We start from the raw sequence: 20887 nt of genomic DNA on the forward strand, positions 1-20887 counted from the left end.
CCGAATCGATTCGGCGTTCGGAACCCGGATCGGAATCCGCTCCCTCTTCGAGGCGCCCACGGTACGCAGACTCGCTGCCGTCCTCGGCGCGAGCGAAGTGCACCCGGATCGACCCGCACTGGGACCCCGGGTGCATACCGAACCTGCACCGGTGTCGTTCGCGCAGCAGCGGATGTGGTTCGTCAATCAGTTCGACGTGACGTCGGCCGTCTACAACGTTCCGATGGTGGTCCGGCTGACCGGACTCCTCGACGTCACCGCGCTGCGCGCTGCTCTGCTCGACGTCCTCGTCCGGCACGAACCGTTGCGGACCGTCTATCCCTTGACCGACACCGGGCCGGTGCAGGTCGTCGTCCCCGCCGAGAGTGTTTCTGTCGATCTGGCGACCACCCCGGTGGCCGACGCAGTGCATGTCTCCGGCCTCGTCGACGACACCGTCGCCGAGGGGTTCGACGTGACCGTCCGTCCGCCGGTTCGCGTCCGACTGTGGCAACTCGACGACTACCACCACGTCCTGGCTTTCGTCGTGCACCACATCGTCGCGGACGGGTCCTCACTGGCTCCCCTGGCCCGCGACCTCTCCACCGCCTACGCCGCGCGCCGTGCCGGCCGTGCTCCGATGTGGGAACCGTTGCCCGTGCAGTTCTCGGATTTCACGGTGTGGCAGCGGGAAATCCTCGGGTCCGTCACCAACCCGGCGTCCCCAGTGGCACGGCAACTCGACTTCTGGCGCACGGCGCTCGCGGATCTTCCCGAACGGTTGGAGTTGCCGCTGGATCGGCCGCGACCCGCCACCGCCTCGTACCGGGCCGCAACGGTTCCGTTCGTGATGCCCGCGACGACGCATCGCCGGCTCGTCGACTTCGCCCGAGCCCACGACACGACGACATTCGTCGTCATCCACGCGGCCCTGGCCGTGTTGCTGTCCCGGCTCGCCGCTACCACGGACGTCGTCGTCGGGTCGCCGACCGCCGGCCGCGGCGAACAGGAACTCGACCCCCTCGTCGGCATGTTCGTCGGCACACTCGTTCTGCGCACGACAATCGATCCCGCGTCCCCGTTCGGTGACGTCCTGGCGGCGGTGCGGGGCGCAGACCTGGCGGCCTTCGCGCACGCCGACATTCCGTTCGAAACCCTCGTGGACGAACTCCACCCACCGCGTTCGGCGGGGAGCCATCCGTTGTTCCAGGTGATGCTGTCGTTCCAGAACATCGAGCCACCACGCCTCGCACTGCCCGGCCTCGAGGTACATGTCGCGGACCTCGACCCCCGGGTGTCGCCGTTCGACCTGAATGTGGTGTTGCACGAACAACCGGCCGAGGACGATTCGGGGACGGGCATCAGTGGGCAGATCGTCTATGCCACCGACCTGTTCGACGCCGACACGATCACTGCATTCGCCGGCCGGCTCCTTCGGGTGATCACCGCGGGCCTGACCGACCCCGACGCCGTGGTCGGCGACATCGACATCCTCGACGACGCCGAGCGTGGGCTCGTCCTCGACCGCTGGAACGCCACCGCCCACGACCTTCCGGCCGCGACGGTCGTGGACCTGTTCGAGGCACGGGTGGCGGCGACACCCGACGCGCCTGCCGTCCGCTGTGAGGATCGAACCCTCACTTACGCCGAACTCGACACCTGGTCGACCCGGCTGGCGCGCTCCTTCCTCGGCAGCGGGATCGGCGCCGAATCCGTCGTGGCCCTGGTGATCCCGCGATCCTTCGAAATGATCGCCGCGATGTATGCGGTGGTCAAGTCCGGTGCGGCGGTGCTGGCCCTCGATCCCGGCCACCCCGCCGACCGCATCGAATCACTGATTAAATCCTCGTCGGCCGCCCTCGTCGTCACCACCGCCGGTGCCGATCTACCCGTTCCGACCGGGGTTCCGGTGGCGCGGTTCGACGACGTCGACCTCTCGGCGCGAGACAGCGCACCGGTGACCGACGTGGACCGCGGCGCACCGCTGCACCCCGACAACCTGGCCTACGTGGTCTACACGTCCGGGTCGACCGGCACACCCAAAGGGGTGGCGGTGTCCCACGCGGCGATCGCGAACCAACTCGCCTGGTCGCAGGCACTGCTGCCGCTGCGCGAGGGTGACCGCACGGTACAGAAGGCGCCGATCGCGTTCGACGTCGCCATCTGGGAGTGCTTCGCGGCGCTGTGCTCGGGAAGCGTCCTGGTTCTCCTGCCCCCGGAACGGCAGCTCGACCTCGACTACCTGTCCGGCCTCCTCGACGACATGCAGATCACGCTGGTGGAGTTCGTGCCCTCCCTACTCGACGTGTTCGTCAACGATCACCAGCACGCTTTCCCCGGGTCGATGCGACGGGTCCTGACCGGGGGTGAGGCGATCACTGCAAGGACGGCGAGTAGCGTGCTCGCGCGGGGCGTCCGTCTCGGCAACATGTACGGTCCCGCAGAGGCGGCCGTGACAGCGACGTACCACGACATCGCGACCGACCACGCCGACACCACAGCACCCATCGGGACGCCGGTGTGGAACACACAGGTGTACGTCGTCGACGGTCGTCTGCACCCCGTCGTCCCCGGGGTGACCGGCGAAATGTACCTCGGCGGCGCCCAGTTGGCCCGGGGATATCTCGGCAGGCCCGCGCTCACCGCCGGCCGGTTCGTCGCGAATCCCTTCGGCGCCCCAGGCTCCCGCCTGTACCGAACCGGAGACCTGGCCCGCTGGAACACCGACGGTCGGCTGGAGTACCACGGCCGCACCGACTTCCAGGTACAGCTACACGGCTACCGCGTCGAGCCCGGCGAGGTCGAGTCCGTCCTCCTACGTCACCCCGCCGTCGCGCAGGCCGTCGTAGTGCTGCGGGCCGATAGAAACGGCGCAGACCACCTCGTCGGATATGTCGTACCGGTCCCCGGCACCGAAGTGGCCGAGCAGGAACTGATCGACCACACAAGGTCCCTTCTCCCCTCGCACATGGTTCCGTCCACAGTGATCCCACTGTCCACGCTGCCGCTCACGTCCCACGGAAAGATCGACCGGAACGCGCTCCCGGCCCTCGACTTCACGACCCGCGCCGTGAAATTCCTTCCTGCCGGAACATCTCTCGAGAAAACGATGGTGTCGCTGGTCGGCGACGTGCTCGGCCTCGAATCCGTAGGCGTCGACGACTCCTTCTTCGCGCTCGGTGGCGACAGCATCATGGCCATCCAGTTGGTGGCCCGCGCGAAGACCGCAGGACTCGCACTCACACCGCGGGATGTGTTCGAGCACAGGACGATCGCCCGGCTCGCGCGAGCGATCTCGACACGACCGGAGCCGAGGGCGGTCCTCCCCGAACTACCCGGCGGCGGAATCGGCTCCTTCCCGCTGCCACCGGCCGCGCGGTGGTTGCTCGACCGCGGTGGCGACCTCGACACGTACTGCCAAGCAGTCCTGCTCACCGCACCACCCGACCTGGACACCGACACCCTCACCGCCACCGTGCAGACCGTCCTCGACCACCACGACATGCTCCGAGCCCGACTTCGGCGCGGGACAACGGACGAAGACACTGCGTTGGAGGTCGTGGCCGCCGACCAGGCTCCACGGGTCGAGTCGCTGATCCGCCGGGTAGCACTCGATGATCCGGCCGACCTGAGGGGCCGGGCCGAGGTCGAGTCCCATGCTGCCGCCGCACGTTTGGATCCCGAGAACGGGATCATGCTCCAACTCGTCTGGCTCGACCCCGGCACCCAACCCGGACACCTCCTCATCACCATCCACCACCTCGCCACCGACGGCGTCTCCTGGCGCATCCTCATCCCCGACCTCGCCACCGCCCACCACGCCCACACCACCGGCACCACCCCCACACTCCCACCCGTCACCACCACCGCACGCCGCTACGCCCACGCCCTCACCGACACCACCCCACACCGCACCCACGAACTCCCCCACTGGCGCAACATCCTCACCACCCCCGACCCCCCACTCGGCACCCGACCCCTCGACCCCACCCACGACACCGAACACACCACCACCCACACCACCATCGAACTCCCACCCCACACCACCCACACCCTCCTCACCACCCTCCCCACCACCTACCACTGCGGCATCGACGACGCCCTCCTCACCGCCCTCGCCCTCGCCATCACCACCTGGCGCCACCGACACCACACCCCCACCCACACACTGCTCGTCAACATCGAAAGCCACGGCCGCACCGACCCCCTCATCCCCGGCGCCGACCTCACCCGAACCATCGGCTGGTTCACCACCATCCACCCAGCCCTCCTCGACCTCACCGACATCGACCTCACCGACGCACTCACCGGCGGACCCGCCGCCGGACACGCCCTCACCACCATCAAAGAACAACTCCGCCACACCCCCGACCACGGCACCGGATACGGCCCCCTCCGCTACCTCAACCCCCACACCGCAACACAACTCCGCAACCTCCCCCAACCCCAAACCACCCTCAACTACCTCGGCCGATTCGACTACCCGCCGCACGGGCCCTCGCACGGTGCCGGCTGGGAACCGATGACCGGCATCGAGTTCGACGCCACCATCCTCGGAAACGTGCCCGTTGCAACGATTCTCGACGTCAGCGCCTACGTCTACGAGTCAGGGGGCGCCCCGATTCTGCGCGCCACCTGGGTGTATCCGCCCGATGTGCTCCCGGTGGCCGACGTCACCGAGCTCACCGAGCTGTGGACCGAAGCGCTCACCGCCCTCGCCGACCACACCAGCCGACCCGGCGCCGGCCGGCTCACCCCCAGCGACCTCGACCTCGTCCACCTCGACCAACCCGCCCTCGACGCACTCCACCACGACTACCCCACCCTCACCGACGTCTGGCCCCTCACCCCCTTGCAGGCCGGTCTGCTGTTCCACCACGAACTGACGAGCCAGGCTCTCGACACCTACGTCGTCCAACTAGTCCTCGACATCGACGGACCCCTCGATCCCGACCGCCTCCGCGACGCCGCGGCAGCCCTGCTCGGCCGCCACCCGAACCTCCGCGCCGCTTTCGGACACACTCCCGACGGCACGTCGATTCAAATCGTTACTCCTGCAATACTTCCCTGGAATCACCACGATCTCAGCGACGAGCGCGACGGGACGGTCGCTCACGACATCGTCACCGCCGACCGCACCACCCCGTTCGACCTGACCGCGCCACCCCTGCTCCGGCTCACGCTCGTCACCCACGGCCCCACCCACCACCAGGTCGCCCTCACCCATCACCACATCCTGCTCGACGGCTGGTCGACGCCCCTCCTCCTGCATGAACTCCTCCAGTTGTACGAGCACCACGCCGACCCCGGCGCAGTCACTCGACCCCGCCCGTATCGCCGCTACCTGGAGTGGCTCACCCAGCAGTCACTCGCGGAGAGCCGGGCCGCGTGGGCCGACGTCCTCGACGGACTCGAGGGACCGACGATCCTGGTGCCGTCCGCGCGCGGCCGCGTCCCATCCACGTTCCCCGAGGAGTATCGGGTCTCGCTGTCAAGGGAGCACACCGATGCGTTGCGGACCGTGGCCCGCACCCACGACCTCACCCTCCACACCATCATCGACACCGCCTGGGCCCTCGTCCTCGCCACCCACACCGGCACCACCGACATCACCTTCGGCACCACCGTCTCCGGACGCCCACCCCACATCCCCGGCATCGAAACCATGATCGGACTCTTCATCAACACCATCCCCGTCCGCATCACCCTCCACCCCACCGACACCCTCACCACCCTCCTCACACGCACCCACACCACCCACACACAACTCCTCGACCACCACCACCTCCCCCTCACCCACATCCCCCACGCCACCACCTTCGACACCATCACCGTCCACGAGAACTACCCCCACCACACCACCACCCCACCCACCGACCTCACCATCACCACCACCTCCGCCACCGACGCCACCCACTACCCCCTCGCACTCGCCGCCACCACCGACACCACACTCCACCTCAAGTTCGAGTTTCTGCCGGAGTTCTTCAGCCGCAACGAGACCGAGACGATCGCGGCACACATGTGCCGGGCACTGGACGTCATCGCGACGGCACCGGACACGACCGTCGCGTCGGTGCGGCTTCTCGGCGACGACGAGTTCCGTGCGCTCGCGCCCGTACGCGGCGGTCCCGCACCCGTCACCCGGACGCTCGCCACGATCGTCACCGACGCCGCAGCCCTGGATCCGGACGCCGTCGCACTCGAGGATTCCGGTCGCGCGGTGAGTTACCGCGACCTCGACGAGGCGTCGAACCGGCTTGCGCGCCTGCTGATCACGCATGGCGCGGGCCCGGAACGCTACGTTGCCCTGGCAATCCCCCGTTCCGCCGATTCCGTGCTCGCGGTCTGGGCGATCACCAAGACCGGGGCCGCCTTCGTCCCGATCGACCCGGGCTATCCCGCCGCACGCATCGCCGACATGATCGCCGATTCGGGTGTCGCACTCGGCGTCACGCTGACACCGCAACGTGAGCGGCTCCCGAACACGGTGCCGTGGCTCGTCCTGGACGAACCCGGGACGATCACGACGGTCGAACAACAGTCGAGCGGTGCCCTCGGTGACGCCGATCGCCGCCGGCCGTTGCGACCCGACCATCCCGCGTACATGATCTACACGTCCGGATCGACCGGTGTCCCGAAAGGCGTGGTGGTTCCGCACCGCGGGCTGGCCACGCTCGCTGCGGCGCAGGCGGCCGGCCCCGGTCCGGGGCGGCACTCGCGCGTGCTCCACTTCTCGTCACCCTCATTCGACGGATCGGTGTTCGACTATCTTCTGGCGTTCGGCTGTGGCGCGACTCTGGTGATCAGCCCGCCGACAATCGTCGGCGGCACGGAGCTGTCCCGCTTCGTCGCCGCCGAACGGGTGACGCATGCCTTCGTCCCGACTGCCGCACTGGCCTCGGCCGATCCCGACGACCTCGACGGATACGACGGGTTCGGCGAGATACTCGCGGCCGGCGAAGCGTGTCCGCCCGGTCTGGTGACCCGGTGGTCCGGTGGCCGTGCTCTGCGGAACGGCTACGGCCCCACAGAAACCACCGTGATGTCCAACATCAGCGCGCCGCTCGCACCCGGGTCCGAAGTGACGATCGGCGGACCGGTCGCCGGTGCGGACGAAGTGGTGCTGGATGCGCGGCTGCAGCCGGTACCGGACGGCGTTCCGGGAGAGTTGTACATTGCCGGGTCGGGTCTGGCCCGCGGATACCACCGGAGGCCGGGCCTGACCGCAGGACGCTTCGTCGCCGCTCCCTACGGGCCGGCGGGCGAGCGGATGTACCGGACCGGCGACATCGTCCGCTGGGTCGCCGACACGTCCGGCGGTCGGGTGGTCGAGTACCTCGGCCGCGCCGACTTCCAGGTGAAGGTGCGCGGGTTCCGCATCGAACCCGGCGAGATCGACGCCGTCCTCGGCGCCCACCCGGACGTGGAATACGCCGCGACACTCACCCGCACCGGACCCGCCGGGGACCCGATCCTCGTCTCCTACGTCGTCGGGTCCGCGGAGCTCGCCCCGGCACGACTCTCGGCTTATCTCACCGAACGCCTTCCGGCGCACATGGTGCCCAGCGCGATCGTGCCGATCGACGGGATCCCGCTGACCCCCGTCGGCAAACTCGATCGCGCCACGCTGCCCGATCCCCGGTTCGACTCCCCGGCCGATCCCGCGCACCGACCGACGTCGCCCGTCGAGGAGACCGTCGCGAACGCATTCGCGGCCGTTCTGGGGCTCGAGCACGTCGGTGTCGACGACAACTTCTTCGAGGCGGGCGGGAACTCGCTGACGGCGACACGGGTGGTGGCGCGGGTCAATTCGACGCTGCACACCCACATCGACGTCCGGACCGTGTTCGAGGACCGGACACCGCGAGTCCTGTCCACCCACCTCGACCACGACTCGAACGACGCCCCGCTGCCGGTGCCCACTCCGGGGATCCAACCCGAGTTCGTGCCGTTGTCGCCTGCCCAGCAACGCATCTGGTTCCTCAACCAATACGACACCACCACCCCCACCTACAACATCCCCCTCACCCTCCACCTCACCGGCCACCTCGACACCACCGCCCTCCACCACGCCCTCACCGACCTCATCCACCGCCACCAACCCCTCCACACCACCTACCCCCTCCACCACGGACACCCCACCCAACACATCCACCCCCACCCCACCACACCACCACTCACACCCACCCCCACCACCGAAACCCAACTCCCCCACCACATCAACGCAGACACCACCCAACCCTTCGACCTCACCACCGACACCCCCCTCCACACCCACCTCTACCAACTCGACAACACCCACCACACCCTCACCCTCGTCCTCCACCACATCGCCGCCGACGGCCACTCCCTCACCCCACTCACCCACGACCTCACCACCGCCTACACCACCCACACCCACCACCGACAACCCCACCCCACACCCCTACCCCTCACCTACACCGACTACACCCACTGGCAACACCAACTCCTCGGCACACCCGACCACCCCACCCCCACCACCCAAACCCAAACCACCTACTGGACCACCACACTCACCAACCTCCCCGACACCCTCCCCCTCCCCACCGACCGACCCCGACCCACCCACCGCACCCACCACGGAGAGTCGGTCCGCTTCGAGATCCCCACCGACGTACACCGCCGCCTGCATGCGCTCGCGCGGAGCACCGGGGCGACCACGTTCATGACTCTGCACGCGGCCTTCGCGGTCCTCCTCGCCCGCCTCAGCGGCAGTTCCGACATCGTGATCGGCACCCCCGTCGCCGGCCGCCCCGATCCCCGGCTGGACCAGCTCGTCGGCATGTTCGTCAACACACTCGCCGTGCGGACCCCGGTCGACTCGGCAGATTCGTTCCGCGAAGTGCTGACCAGAACCCGCGACGCGGACCTCGGTGCGTTCATGCACGCCGACCTGCCCTTCGAGCGCGTCGTCGAGGCCGTGGATCCGGCGCGGTCAACCTCCCGCTCGCCGCTGTTCCAGGTGTCCCTCGAGTTCGAGAGCGTCCAGCGACCCGAGATCACGCTGCCGGACCTGACTGTCACGGTCGCCGAGTACACGCCGCCCGTCGTCAAGGTCGATCTCGAACTGGTCGTCGCCGAGACGTTCGACGAGTCCGGTGACCCCGACGGGATCGCCGCCGGATTCACCTACGCCACCGACATCTTCGACGCCGCGACCGTGCAGGGCTTCGCCGGCCGTCTGACCCGTCTCCTCGAGTCGGTCGTCTCCGACCCGGACGACCCGGTCGGAGACCTCAGGCTCGGCGACGAGGACGAGGACGCATCGGTCTCCGGACCGCCCGGCCTCCCGGCGCGGGTGTGGCCCGACCTGCTGGCCGAGGCCGCGGAGCGGCACTCCGACCGGGTGGCCGTGTCCGATGCCGGTCGCGCGCTCACCTATCGCCAACTCGACGCCGACTCCACGCAATTCGCTCGGCTGCTCATCGCTCGGGGTGCCGCACCTGAAAGGTTCGTCGCTCTGGCATTGCCACGATCCCTCGCGTGGGTCCGTGCCGTGTGGGCGGTCGCCCGCTCGGGTTCCGCGTCGGTACCCATCGACCCGACATATCCGCCCACCCGGATCACCCACATGCTCGCCGACTGCGGAGCGGTACTCGGCGTCACCGTCGCCCGGTATCGCACACAGTTGCCGGACACGGTCGAGTGGCTGGTGCTCGACGATCCCGACCTCGAGACGCAGTTGCGGCACCTTCCTGCCAACCCGGTGACCGACGTCGACCGCGTGGGTCCGCTGCGCCCGGACAACCCCGCCTATCTGATCTACACGTCCGGATCAACCGGCACTCCGAAGGGGGTCGTGGTGTCGCATCGGGGTCTTTCGAACCTGTTCGAGCAGGAACGTCACCACCTGCAGGTCACCCCCGATGCGCGGGTCTCGCATCTCGCGTCCCCCAGTTTCGACGCGGCGTTGTTCGAGTTGACGATGGCATTCTGCGCGGGGGCGCGGGTCGTGCTCGTGCCCCCGCCGACCTATGGCGGTGCGGCGCTGGCGGATATCCTCGCCGGCGAGCGGATCACCCACGCGTTCATCACCCCGACCGCGCTGGCATCGCTCGGGCCGACGGGGCTCGACTTGCTGCGGGTCCTCACCGTCGCCGGTGAACCGTGCCCGGCGGACCTGGTCCGGCGATGGGCGCCCGGTCGGCGCATGCTCGATGCGTACGGTCCCACCGAGACGACGATCTGGTCGCATGTCAGTGAACCACTGGCACCGGCGGAACCTGTCACCATCGGGCGCCCCGTCCGCGGGTTCGCCGCCGCCGTCCTCGATGCCCGGCTGCATCCCGTTCCCCCGGGCACCCCGGGTGAGCTGTACCTGGCAGGGCCCGGCCTGGCCCGCGGCTACCACGATCGCCCGGCCACGACGGCGACCCATTTCGTCGCCTGCCCGTTCGCCGCCCCCGGGTCGCGGATGTACCGCACCGGCGACCTGGTACGCACCCGGCCCGACCTCACGCTCGAACACCTCGGCCGCACCGACTTCCAGATCAAGGTGCGCGGATTCCGGGTCGAACCGGGCGAGGTCGACTCGATCCTCGCGGCGCGCGCGGACATCGGTTTCGCGGCCACCGTCGGGCGAACCGGACCAGACGGGGAACTGATACTCGTCACCTACGTCCGCGGTGCGACCGGCTCGGACGTCGACGCGAGTGCGGTGGGCACGGCGTTGTCCGCGCAGCTTCCGCCGTATCTGGTCCCCGCGGCGATCGTCGTACTCGACGAGGTGCCGCTCACCCCGGCGGGTAAGCTCGACCGCTCGGCCCTCCCCGAACCCGAGTTCGGTCCCCGGTCCGAACGATTCCGTGCTCCGTCCACGGCCGTGGAGCGAGCCGTCGTCGAGGCTTTCGCGGAAGTCGTCGACACCGGCGAGGACCGCCCGATCGGAGTGGACGACGACTTCTTCACGCTCGGCGGCACGTCACTGTCCGCGGTCCGCGTCGCCGCGGACCTGCAGCGGCGACTTTGCCGGCCGGTGCCGCTTCCCGCCCTCTTCCTCGACCCCACTCCCGCAGGTCTGGCGGCCCGCCTCGCGACTGGCGCCCTGCCCGCGTCCGCCGACGAAGCTCTCCGGGTTGTGGTGCCGCTGCGCCGCGGTGGTCGGCTCGCACCACTCTTCTGCGTCCATGCCGGGATGGGCCTGGCCTGGGCGTACAGCGGTATGGTTCGCCATCTCTCACCGGACCGGCCCGTGTGGGGACTGCAGTTGCCCTCCCTCGGCGGCGGTCCCGAGTACGACTCGATCGAGGCACTGGCGCACCGATACCTCGACGAGGTCCGTGCCGTCCAGCCGGCGGGACCGTATCATCTGCTCGGCTGGTCGCTCGGCGGGCTGATCGCGCATGCCATGGCAACTGAGCTGCAGGACCGGGGTGAGGAGGTCGGGTCCCTCGTGCTCCTGGACAGTTGCCCTGGCGGCGCGACGGCCGATCCCGAAACCTTGGACGTCGGCGACCTTCTGCGTGGTCTGGGAGTCGACGTCGGCGAGGACGCCGGGTCCCTCACTTACGAGGACGCCGCCCAACGACTCCGCGACACCTTCGGTCCCGCCGTCGCCGTCTCCGCTGACCGGCTGCGGAGAATCGCCGAGGGATATGCCCGGTCCACTCGGCTGTCGACGAGATTCGTCCCGAGGGTCTTTCGCGGTGACGCGCTCCTGCTCACCGCAGCGGACAGTCCCCGCGCCGGATGGGGCGACTCGATCACCGGCACCATGCAGGACGAACGCGTCGACTGCGCGCACAACGACATGATGCAACCGGGTCCGGCACGTGCGATCGGCGTGCTCGTCGAAACCTACGTATCCGGTCGGGGCGGATAGCGCCGCGCGAGAGTGTCGCAGATTCCGCGAATGCTCGGATGCCGGTACAGCTCCCGCATCGGGAGGGCCGGAAGGCCGAGCCGCCGCATCATCCCGTCGGCCTTGATCGCGCACAGCGAGTTCCCTCCGAGCTCGAAGAGGTTGTCGTCCAGCGACACCGGGACCCCCAGCACCGACTCCCAGATGTCGGTGAGCATCTGCGCCGTTCCGGCCTCGGCGAGCGGGCCGTCCTGCGGTTCGACCGCAGTGTGCGACACGGACCGCAGGACCGGTGCGGGAAGCCTTGTCACGTCGAGTTTTCCGTTGACGGTAAGCGGCAACGTGTCGAGCACCGTGATCGTGCGGGGCACCATATAATCCGGTAGGAATCGGGCGACGTGTTCCCGTATCGCCGCGACCGTCTCGGTCTCCGTCGCCGACCGGGCCGCAACGACGTAGGCGTCGATCGCGATTCCGGCCGGATCCTCCGGCCTCCCCGACGGCACCACGGCCGCTGCCGCGACGACGGGATCGTCGAGGAGCACGGACCGCACCTCGCCGAGTTCTACACGGAACCCACGGATCTGGACCTGGGAGTCCAGTCGACCGAGATGCTCGAGACGGCCGTCGTCACGGATCCTTCCGCGATCGCCCGTGCGATACCACCGGAACCCGCCGGGTGCCGCGACGAAACGGCCGGCCGTCAACCGGGGACGGTCGAGGTACCCGAGCGCGACACCGGCCCCGCCGACGTAGATCTCGCCGGCCATTCCGGGCGGCAGAGAATGACCGTTCTCGTCCGCGACCACCACCTCCCAGCCGGGTAGGGGATCCCCCACCGTTCGTGCGCCGGTCAGGGCGTCGCGCCGTGTCACGGTGTGCGCGGTGACGTGCACGGTGGTTTCCGTCGTCCCGAACATGTTCACCAGCCGGCAATGCGATTCCGGATACCGATCGAGCCACGGCAGTACGACACGAGGATCGAGAGTCTCGCCGCCGAACACGACCAGGCGGAGCGCGGACAGCGGCTCGAGATCCCGGTCGGCCGCGGCCAGGTGCACGAACGCCGACGGCGTCTGACTGAGGACCGTGACGTGTTCGTCGGCGAGCAACGTGTGGAACTCCACCGGGGACCGCGAGATCCAGTACGGCACGATCACGAGGCGGCCACCGGACGACAACGCTCCCCAGATCTCCCACACCGAGAAGTCGAAGGCGGGCGAATGGAACATGGACCAGGTGTCGCCGGGTGTCGGCGCGAATTCGGTTGCGGTGGACGCCATCAGCGCCGGCACGGCGCGATGCGGAATCACCACGCCTTTCGGCCGGCCCGTCGACCCGGACGTGTAGACCACGTAGGCGGGGGCGCCGTCGCCGCCTACAGCCCAATCCACCTCACCCGGCACCGATGCCGACACCGACAGCTCCGCCGGCGTCACCACCGGTACGGCGCCCCACCCGCCTCCAATCTCGAGCTCGGTGACGACCAGGCGGACACCGGCATCACGCGCGGTGTACGCGAGACGATCCGGAGGATGCCGCACATCCATCGGAACGAACGCCGCACCGCTACGCAACACCGCAAGCATCATCACGACGAGATCGACCGACCGATCCAAACAGATTCCGACCCGGTCTCCCTGACCGACTCCGCGATCGCGAAGACCTCGTGCCGCCCAGATCGACTGTTCGTCGAGTGCGCCGTAGGTCAACGTGCGCCGGCCCTGGGTCACCGCGACCGCATCGGGACGCTCGTGCGCGTGCCGGGCGACGAGATGCTCGATCCGGCCACCGGAGACAGGCGCTCGCACATCGGCGCCCAGCGGCGCCACCGCCTCGCCGAACACACCACGTCGTCGCGGGGACGGGTCGCGAAGTCCGTTCACCACCTGGGCGACCCACTGCCCGAACCGCCTGGCGGTATCGGCGTCCACAGATGCCGGGTCGGCGTAGACCTCCAGGGTAGTGTGCCCGCCGGCCTCGACCATCGGCACGAGTGTCAGCGGAAACGGCGCCGACTGGCAGGGGAGGTACGTATGTCCGGGGTCACGCAGAACCGTCTCCAGCACACCGGTCGTCGCATTGCTCATCTGTCCGATCTCCGCGGCGTCCCAGGGCACTTCCTGTCGCCGTTCGCTTTCCACCTCGTCGATCAGCTCGGCGGGTGAACGGTCCCCGGAAGTGTCGAACGTCAGGTCGACCCGGTTCTCGAACCCGCCGAGCACTCGGGGTGGCCGCGTCCGGTCGCCCCGCCACACCGGGATCGTCACCGAGCGGAGGCCGTCGCATCTGCCGGTGACGACCGCCGCGGCAGCGGCCACCGCCGCCGTCACGTCCTCGCGGGCCCGGATCAGCGGGTGAGTGGAATGCAGTACTGCCGTGCCCCATCCACGCAGTGTCCGACCGTGCCGATGACGGCGAACGGGATTCGCGATCACCGTGTGGGCGTCGATCGCACCAATGACCACGTCGCACAGGAGCGTGAGCGAGGCCGTGTCGAGATCACGCCGGTCGGCGACCACGACCAGATCGGCCATCTGGTCGGTGTACCGCACCAGGACTGCACGCACCACCGGACCGTCGACCGCGACGGGCCGCCGGCACTCGGCGACGAGCCGGCGCCGTGCCTCCTCCGAAGCCGAAACGGCGGGCACGTCCTCCACCCACAAACGAGTCGGTCGGGTCGCCGGCTCCCACCAGCGACGGGACGCGGTGTCCCACCGCGCCGCAAGCGTCTCCGACCACACCCCGCTGGGCAAGCGCACCGTCATTGCATGGCCGAACGACGTGCGCACCGGCCCGGACCTCCCCCAAGGGGATTGGTGCATAGAGCAATCCTAGTCGAGAAACGCGCGACGACCGGAGCTTGTGCCTCCACGGCGAACAACGCGCGAGTCGCCCTCAGCGTGCCGTGAAACCGCCGTCCACCGTCACCACGGTACCCGTGACTCCACGCGCGTCGTCGGACGCGAGCCACCGCGCCGCTGCCGCGACCTCACCGGGTTCGACGAGCTTGTTGGTCGGCTGGGCCTGCACGAAGACCGACTCGTGCTCGTCGACGCCGACTCCCAGGGAGCGCGCGATCTCTGCGAGCATCCGCCCTTCGTACTCACTGCTGTCCCGCACCGATCCCGGGCACAGCGCATTCACCCGCACCCCGCTCGGCGCGTAGTCGAGGGCGACGGCCTTGGTGAGGCCGACGAGGCCGTGTTTGGCCGCGACGTACCCGGCGAAGTGGCGATACCCGACGAGCCCGGCCGTCGAGGCGACATTGACGATGCTTCCGCTTCGCTGGGTCACCATGATCCGGCCGACCGTCGCGATGGTCCGCCACGCCCCGGAGAGGTCGACGTCGAGCATCAGACGCCACTCCGATTCGGCGATGTCGTGCGCCACCTTCCCGGACGGTGCGGCGATTCCCGCATTGTTGAGCAGCACGTCGAGGCGACCGAATCGTTCGTGAGCCACCTGTACCGCGGCCCTGATCTCCGTGAGCTCACGGACGTCCACCGCCTGGGTCAACACCGTCGCACCGTGCTCGCGGCACAACTCCGCGGTGTAGTCGAGCTGACTCTGCGAACCGAGTGGGTACGGCACCCCCGGCAGGTTCCGGGTGATGTCGACGAGCATGAGATCAGCCCCGGCCGCTGCGAACTCGACGGCGCAGGCACGGCCGATCCCCCGCGCCGCGCCGGTCACGAAGGCCGTCTTCCCGGCGAGGTCGGCGCTCACCGAGCGCCCTCGCCGAGTTGCGCAGCAAGCAGTCGTACCAGCGCGTGCGGGTGCTCGGCAAGATACATGTGCCCGCCGTCGACCTCGAGCACCGCAGTCCCGGCAGTCGTCGCCGCCGCCCACTCCGCCACCTGAGCGACACCGACGAGGTGATCGCTGCGCCCGCGCAGAGCCGTGATCGGGACGTCCAGCGGCGGGTGCGGTGGCGGTCGATAGTTTTCGTGCATCTCGACGTCGGCGCGGACGACGGGCAACAGCAACTCCCGTAGTTCCGGGTTCGCCAGCGCGGGATGGGAATACCCGGCCAGATCACCCACCTGGGCGAGGAACTCCGCATCCGCCAACGACGACGCCCGGATTTCCCGCACGGTCGCCGGTCCGGGCGATCCGCTCACGAACAGGCGGGTCAGCGCGACGCCCCCGTCGGCGGCCAGGCGGTGCGCCAGCTCGTAGGCCAGGACCGCACCTAAGCTGTGCCCGAACACGGCCACCCCGGCAGACTCCCGGACGACCGGCAGCACGCGCGGCGCCATGTCGTCGACGGCGGCGTCGACCGAGGTGAGCAGGTCCTCACCGAAGCGTTCCTCACGGCCGGGGAGCTGCACCGGGAGGATATCCAGTCCCCTCGGCGCATAACCCTGCCAATCGCGGAAGAAGGATGCGCCCGCACCCGCGTACGGCAGGCACACCAGTGTCGCAGGCACCTTTGCCGCCTCCTTCCACGACGCCGAGGAAGACCGGTTACCTTCGACCCTAGGCCGCGCCCCTTTCCCGGTGTGGGGATTCGTGTGCACCCTCCGGTGCTGCGGAGCGACCGTTGGGACAATCAGAATGTCAGTAGATCCATCTCTGGCGCATGAGTTCAGATGAAGTTCGACCCCAATGTCGCACTCCCCCAGCGTTCCCGCGCAGAATGCTGCCCGTCACCATGTACGGAGCGAAGCACCTGGAGAACTGGTCGGAAATGAGGTGACGTGCCCCGCCACGTCACGCCGCGCCGCGGCCCATCCGGTGTATCCGTCACCGCTGTCGTCGACACCATGCTCCCACCCCACACCCGGTCTCCAATTGAATCAAACTGGTTTGATGCATCTGGTGTTACCCTCGCGGGGTGGTGCTGTTGCGTCAACCCGTCCCGTCATTCGTGCAGCTGGCCGCTCATCCGTTGCGGTGGCAGCTGTTGACGGTACTGTCCGGCAGCGACTACCGGGTCCGGGAGATGGTGACGCTGGTAGGTGAGTCGCAGAACCTGATCTCCTACCCCCTGCGCCTGCTGCGCGACGGCGGGCTGGTGAGGGCCACACGCAGCACCTTTGACGGCCGCGACAGCTACTACCACCTGGATCTGGACCGCTGCACCGAGATGCTGGCCGGTACCGGCACCGCGCTACACCCGACACTCGGCCGGACCTCCACACCCCCGCCGTTCGACCCGAAGACACCCCTCGCCGTGCTGTTCGTGTGCAGCGGCAACAGTGCCCGCTCCGCGATCGCGGAAGCTCTGCTGCGCGAGCACACCAGCGGCCGAATCGACGCAATCAGCGCCGGCACCCACCCCAAACCGGGCATGCATCCCAATACGGTGCGCGTGCTGCGCGACGAGTTCGGGATCGACATCTCCGACCAGCAACCCCGCCACCTCGACACACTCGCCGACCGCCGGTTCCAAGCGGTAGTCACCCTGTGCGACAAGGCCCGCGAAGTCTGCCCGGAGTTCGGCAACGACACGCGCTGGATCCACTGGAGCATCCCCGACCCGACACGATGCGGCACCGGCGAGGACACCTACCCGACCTTCGAGGCCACCGCCGCCGAGATCGACGCCCGCATCCGGTACCTGCTTCCGACCCTCACCACCAACCCGTGAAAAGGAGTTCCCGATGACCCCACCCATCGAATACGCCAGCGTCCGCTACCTCGTCGACGACGTGCCCGCAGCGATCGACTTCTACACCAGCCACCTCGGCTTCACCCTGCACACCAATCCCGCCCCCGCCTTCGCCGACGTGATCCGCGGCTCTTTGCGACTACTGCTGTCCGGCCCGGCCAGTTCAGGTGCGCGCGCCACCCCCACCGACATCACCGGGCCGGGCGGCAACCGTATCCACCTCATCGTCAGCGACCTCGACGCCGAGATCACCCGACTGCGCGATGCCGGTGTCGCCTTCCACAGTGATGTGGTCAGCGGCCCGGGTGGTCGCCAGATCCTGCTCGCCGACCCCGCAGGAAATCTGATCGAACTGTTCCAGCCCACCGCACATCGGTAGGCCTCCACACCGATCACCTGAGCCGACGACACCGTCGGGACGGCGTGTCACACGACCTGCCTTCCTTCCCCGACTCGGCGTCGATGCCTCTACGGCGACTCACCATGGCCGAGATCAGGCCCGATGCGACCACAACCTGCCCCAACATCAACGACGCCGGCAGTATCAGCAACTCCCACCCCGTCGAACCATAGGCCTGCGACCCTCCCGACCAACGCGGCGATCAGCCCGACCGGCGTCGGGAGCAGAACCATCAGACCGAGAAGTGGTCCAGGCTCGACCATCCCCGTTCCTACCAGTTGCGGCACGACGAACAGCCACACCGACACAGCGCACAGCACCGAGACGACCGATACGATCGTGAGCACCTTCATCGCATCAAACTGAACCAGACTTCGGACTCACCCCGGCCGTCCTCCATTGCAGGTGGCACACCGTCAGCCGATCTCGCATGCGGCGACCGCGTCGCCGGATGCGAGAGTCCCGCTCATGGATCAACACCAAACCGCGGTTGGCTACGGGCGCCAGACCTGGACGACCGTCGGTAGTCTCGAAACATGGGCAAGCCCACGGTCCCGAGCGGCACGGTGCACAGAGTGCCTGCAGATCTACGAAAGGCGTTGGCCGACGACGGCCCGGCGCTGGCCGCGTGGAATGACATCACACCACTGGCACGCAATGAGTGGATCTGCTGGGTCGAGGATGCCAAGCTCGATGAAACGAGACAGCGTCGAATCACAAGGACGCATACCGAACTGGCTGAAGGCAAGCGCCGCCCATGCTGCTGGCCTGGGTGCAGCCACAGGGAGAAGACCGGTAGGTAGAACCGTGATCGACCGCTTTCCGCGGACGATCTCGTTGATCCGTCGCGGTGGAGCGCCGGTGGCGTGTGGCGAGGCGGTTCTGTGTGACGCCGAGTGGCAATCTCCAGCCCGAAACGGGGATTTCCCCGCCCTCGGCGGTGTTGGGGGTTTGGCTGACAGGGCGAGCCGGGTCGGATACAACTGAGAGGGCATCGACAGTGACGCGGGCGGATCACCCCCGCGATGGGACCGGCCGACACCACACGTCCGGTGGCCGATGCGTTCAGCGAAGGAGTAAACGTTCGTGCTCGAGAACGAAATCCACCCCGTGGTCCGCATCCCATCCCCGCCCGCCGCTCCGCTGCCGCGCCGACAAGCGAATCGCCCGGACCGGTCACCGACCGTGGGTACTGGCCAGTGCGGGGCCGTGCAGCGACCCCTGGCCGCCGATCCGGATCGAAAACCAGCGGGCACGGACCCGAGCAAATCCTCGTCGATACCCGACGATCCGATCATCTGGCCCGATCCCAGCCCGCTCGCCGACTGGTGGGACCAGGTACTCGGCCGGCCCTCGGCCACCTGAGAGCCCGCGGTCCTACTCGAATGTGTGGAATCCCGGCCGCCACGTGTCGTCGTCTCGGCGGAAAGCACGGTCATCGCGGGCGCGGTGTGCTCTGCTGAGACCACACAGGAGCCGGGAGGTGCGGTGTGCGAGCTGGGGTCGGTGGACTGGTGCCAATGCGCCCAACCGAGGCGATGTTCGTGCTCTTCGAATCCCCGTCGCACCCGATGCACGTGGCCACCCTGACCCTGTTCGATCCCCCACCCGGCACCGCACCCGGTGCCCACGCCGCCGAGATGGTCGCGCGCTTGCGCGCGCACACCGAGGTCGCGGAGTTGTTCCGCAAACTCCCCTCCCGCCCGCTGCACGGGTATCCGTGGTGGCGGTTCGAGAAGCACATCGATCTCGGATATCACGTGCGGCACACTGCCGTTCCCGGTGACGGCACGATGGCCGAGCTGCTGTCGCTCGTCTCGCAGATGCATTCGATGCCGCTCGATCCCCAGCACCCGATGTGGGAGATGCACGTCATCGAGGGCCTGACAGACGGGCGCACCGCGGTGTACACGAAGTTTCACCTGTCGCTGACCGACGGAGCCTCCGGGATGCGGCTGCTGCACCGCGCACTCACGGTCGACCCGGACCTCCAGGACTGCCCGGCGCCGTGGAGCCCGTCGGTCGCGGCCCCCACTCTCCAGCCCTCCCTCGACCCCCGCGGGGTGCTGCGGTCCGGCCTGGTCACCACGCGGGAGCTGACGGCCGCCGTCCCCACCCTGATCCGCGCCGGCTACCACGGCTTGACCGAAGAACACCTGACGTTGCCGCTGCAGTCCCCGCCGACGATCTTCAACGCCCCGACCGGCCGCGCCCGCAAGGTCGCCGCCCGATCCTGGCACCTGAAAAGACTGCGCCGGCTCGCCGCCTGCACCGGCGCCCCATTGGATGTGGTCGTGTTGACGATGTGCGCGGGAGCCCTCCGCGCATATCTGCTCGAGCAGTACGCCCTCCCCGACGCGCCGTTGACCGCGATGCTCCCCGTCCCGCTCGACCTCGGCGAGTCGCCCACCATCGGGCCGGGCGGCAACCGAGGGATCGGCGCAATGGTGGTGTCCCTGGCCACCGACGAAAACGACCCACTCACCCGCCTGGCGCGGATCGCCGACTCCGTCGCCCATACCAGTGGAATCGTCGCCGCCCTGAGCCGTACCCAATTCCAACTGGTCAGCGTCCTGACGTTGAGTCCGATCATGCTCGACCCGGTTCGCCGGGTCCTCGACGACATCCCGCCGCCGTTCAACGTGATGATCTCCTACACCCCGGGACCGGCTCGCCCGCGGTACTGGAACGGCGCCCATCTCGACGCCGTCTACCCGATCCCGACCCTCGCGCGCGGCCAGGCGTTGAGCATCACCCTCACCAGCCGGTCCGGGCAGCTGCACGTCGCGGTCGTCGGCGACCGCACCGCGGTCCCTCACCTGCATCGGATCATCGGCCACCTCGACAGCGCCCTGACCGACCTCGACACCGCGGCCCGCACCGCCTCCCCGTGACACCGCGACCGTTCACGGGGGCACGAATTCGTTTCAGGCTCAATCGCGGCCTCATGTCAGCGGTCGGAACGGCGCAGCTGCGGCTGATCCTCGCCGAGGCCACCGGCCACCCCCATTGCCTCCGACGGATAGGGGGAGCAATGTGAGACACGGGGAAATGACCGGCGACG

The 20887-nt window shown here is 68.6% G+C and carries 10 protein-coding genes; 6 read left to right on the forward strand and 4 right to left on the reverse strand.

Annotated features, from left to right (window positions below; genetic code table 11):
- Positions 1-130: 130 nt before the first annotated feature.
- Complete coding sequence (locus AZG88_RS45455) at positions 131-11824, forward strand: amino acid adenylation domain-containing protein (RefSeq protein WP_231914427.1); 11694 nt, start codon at positions 131-133, stop codon at positions 11822-11824.
- Here the strand turns inward: AZG88_RS45455 and AZG88_RS45460 are convergent.
- From AZG88_RS45460 to AZG88_RS45470, 3 genes are all read right to left on the reverse strand, one after another.
- Entirely contained in the window at positions 11800-14631 is a 2832-nt protein-coding gene (locus AZG88_RS45460) for a non-ribosomal peptide synthetase (protein WP_231914428.1), read from the reverse strand. The two genes, AZG88_RS45455 and AZG88_RS45460, sit on opposite strands and share 25 nt — an antisense overlap.
- Positions 14632-14704: 73 nt before the next feature.
- Complete coding sequence (locus AZG88_RS45465) at positions 14705-15535, reverse strand: SDR family oxidoreductase (RefSeq protein ID WP_005241170.1); 831 nt, start codon at positions 15533-15535, stop codon at positions 14705-14707.
- Positions 15532-16239 (reverse strand): thioesterase II family protein, encoded by a 708-nt coding sequence (locus AZG88_RS45470; protein WP_061043427.1) that lies wholly within the window; start codon positions 16237-16239, stop codon positions 15532-15534. Before AZG88_RS45470 ends, AZG88_RS45465 begins: the two co-directional genes overlap by 4 nt.
- Positions 16240-16646: 407 nt before the next feature.
- Between AZG88_RS45470 and AZG88_RS45475 the strand changes: the two genes are divergently transcribed.
- Positions 16647-17402, forward strand: a complete 756-nt coding sequence (locus AZG88_RS45475; protein WP_061701343.1) for an arsenate reductase/protein-tyrosine-phosphatase family protein — start codon at positions 16647-16649, stop codon at positions 17400-17402.
- A gap of 13 nt (positions 17403-17415) precedes the next feature.
- A complete protein-coding gene (locus tag AZG88_RS45480) occupies positions 17416-17802 on the forward strand; it encodes a VOC family protein (RefSeq protein ID WP_005241164.1) in 387 nt (128 codons plus the stop codon).
- A gap of 89 nt (positions 17803-17891) precedes the next feature.
- Here the strand turns inward: AZG88_RS45480 and AZG88_RS45485 are convergent, their stop codons facing one another.
- The gene (locus AZG88_RS45485; RefSeq protein WP_226955741.1) at positions 17892-18176 is read right to left on the reverse strand and encodes a hypothetical protein; all 285 of its coding nucleotides are present in this window, start codon (positions 18174-18176) and stop codon (positions 17892-17894) included.
- 183 nt (positions 18177-18359) lie between these two features.
- Here AZG88_RS45485 and AZG88_RS51235 point away from each other — a divergent pair, with 183 nt between their 5' ends.
- The 3 genes from AZG88_RS51235 (at position 18360) to AZG88_RS45495 (ending at position 20717) form a co-directional block, all read left to right on the forward strand.
- Complete coding sequence (locus AZG88_RS51235) at positions 18360-18626, forward strand: YdeI/OmpD-associated family protein (RefSeq protein ID WP_005241162.1); 267 nt, start codon at positions 18360-18362, stop codon at positions 18624-18626.
- A 283-nt stretch (positions 18627-18909) separates the two neighbouring features.
- The gene (locus AZG88_RS45490) at positions 18910-19188 is read left to right on the forward strand and encodes a hypothetical protein (protein WP_061701344.1); all 279 of its coding nucleotides are present in this window, start codon (positions 18910-18912) and stop codon (positions 19186-19188) included.
- A gap of 155 nt (positions 19189-19343) precedes the next feature.
- Positions 19344-20717, forward strand: a complete 1374-nt coding sequence (locus AZG88_RS45495; RefSeq protein ID WP_061701345.1) for a wax ester/triacylglycerol synthase family O-acyltransferase — start codon at positions 19344-19346, stop codon at positions 20715-20717.
- The last annotated feature ends 170 nt before the right edge of the window (positions 20718-20887 follow it).

This window comes from Rhodococcus sp. LB1 (assembly GCF_001583455.1).
Classification (GTDB): domain Bacteria; phylum Actinomycetota; class Actinomycetes; order Mycobacteriales; family Mycobacteriaceae; genus Rhodococcus_F; species Rhodococcus_F opacus.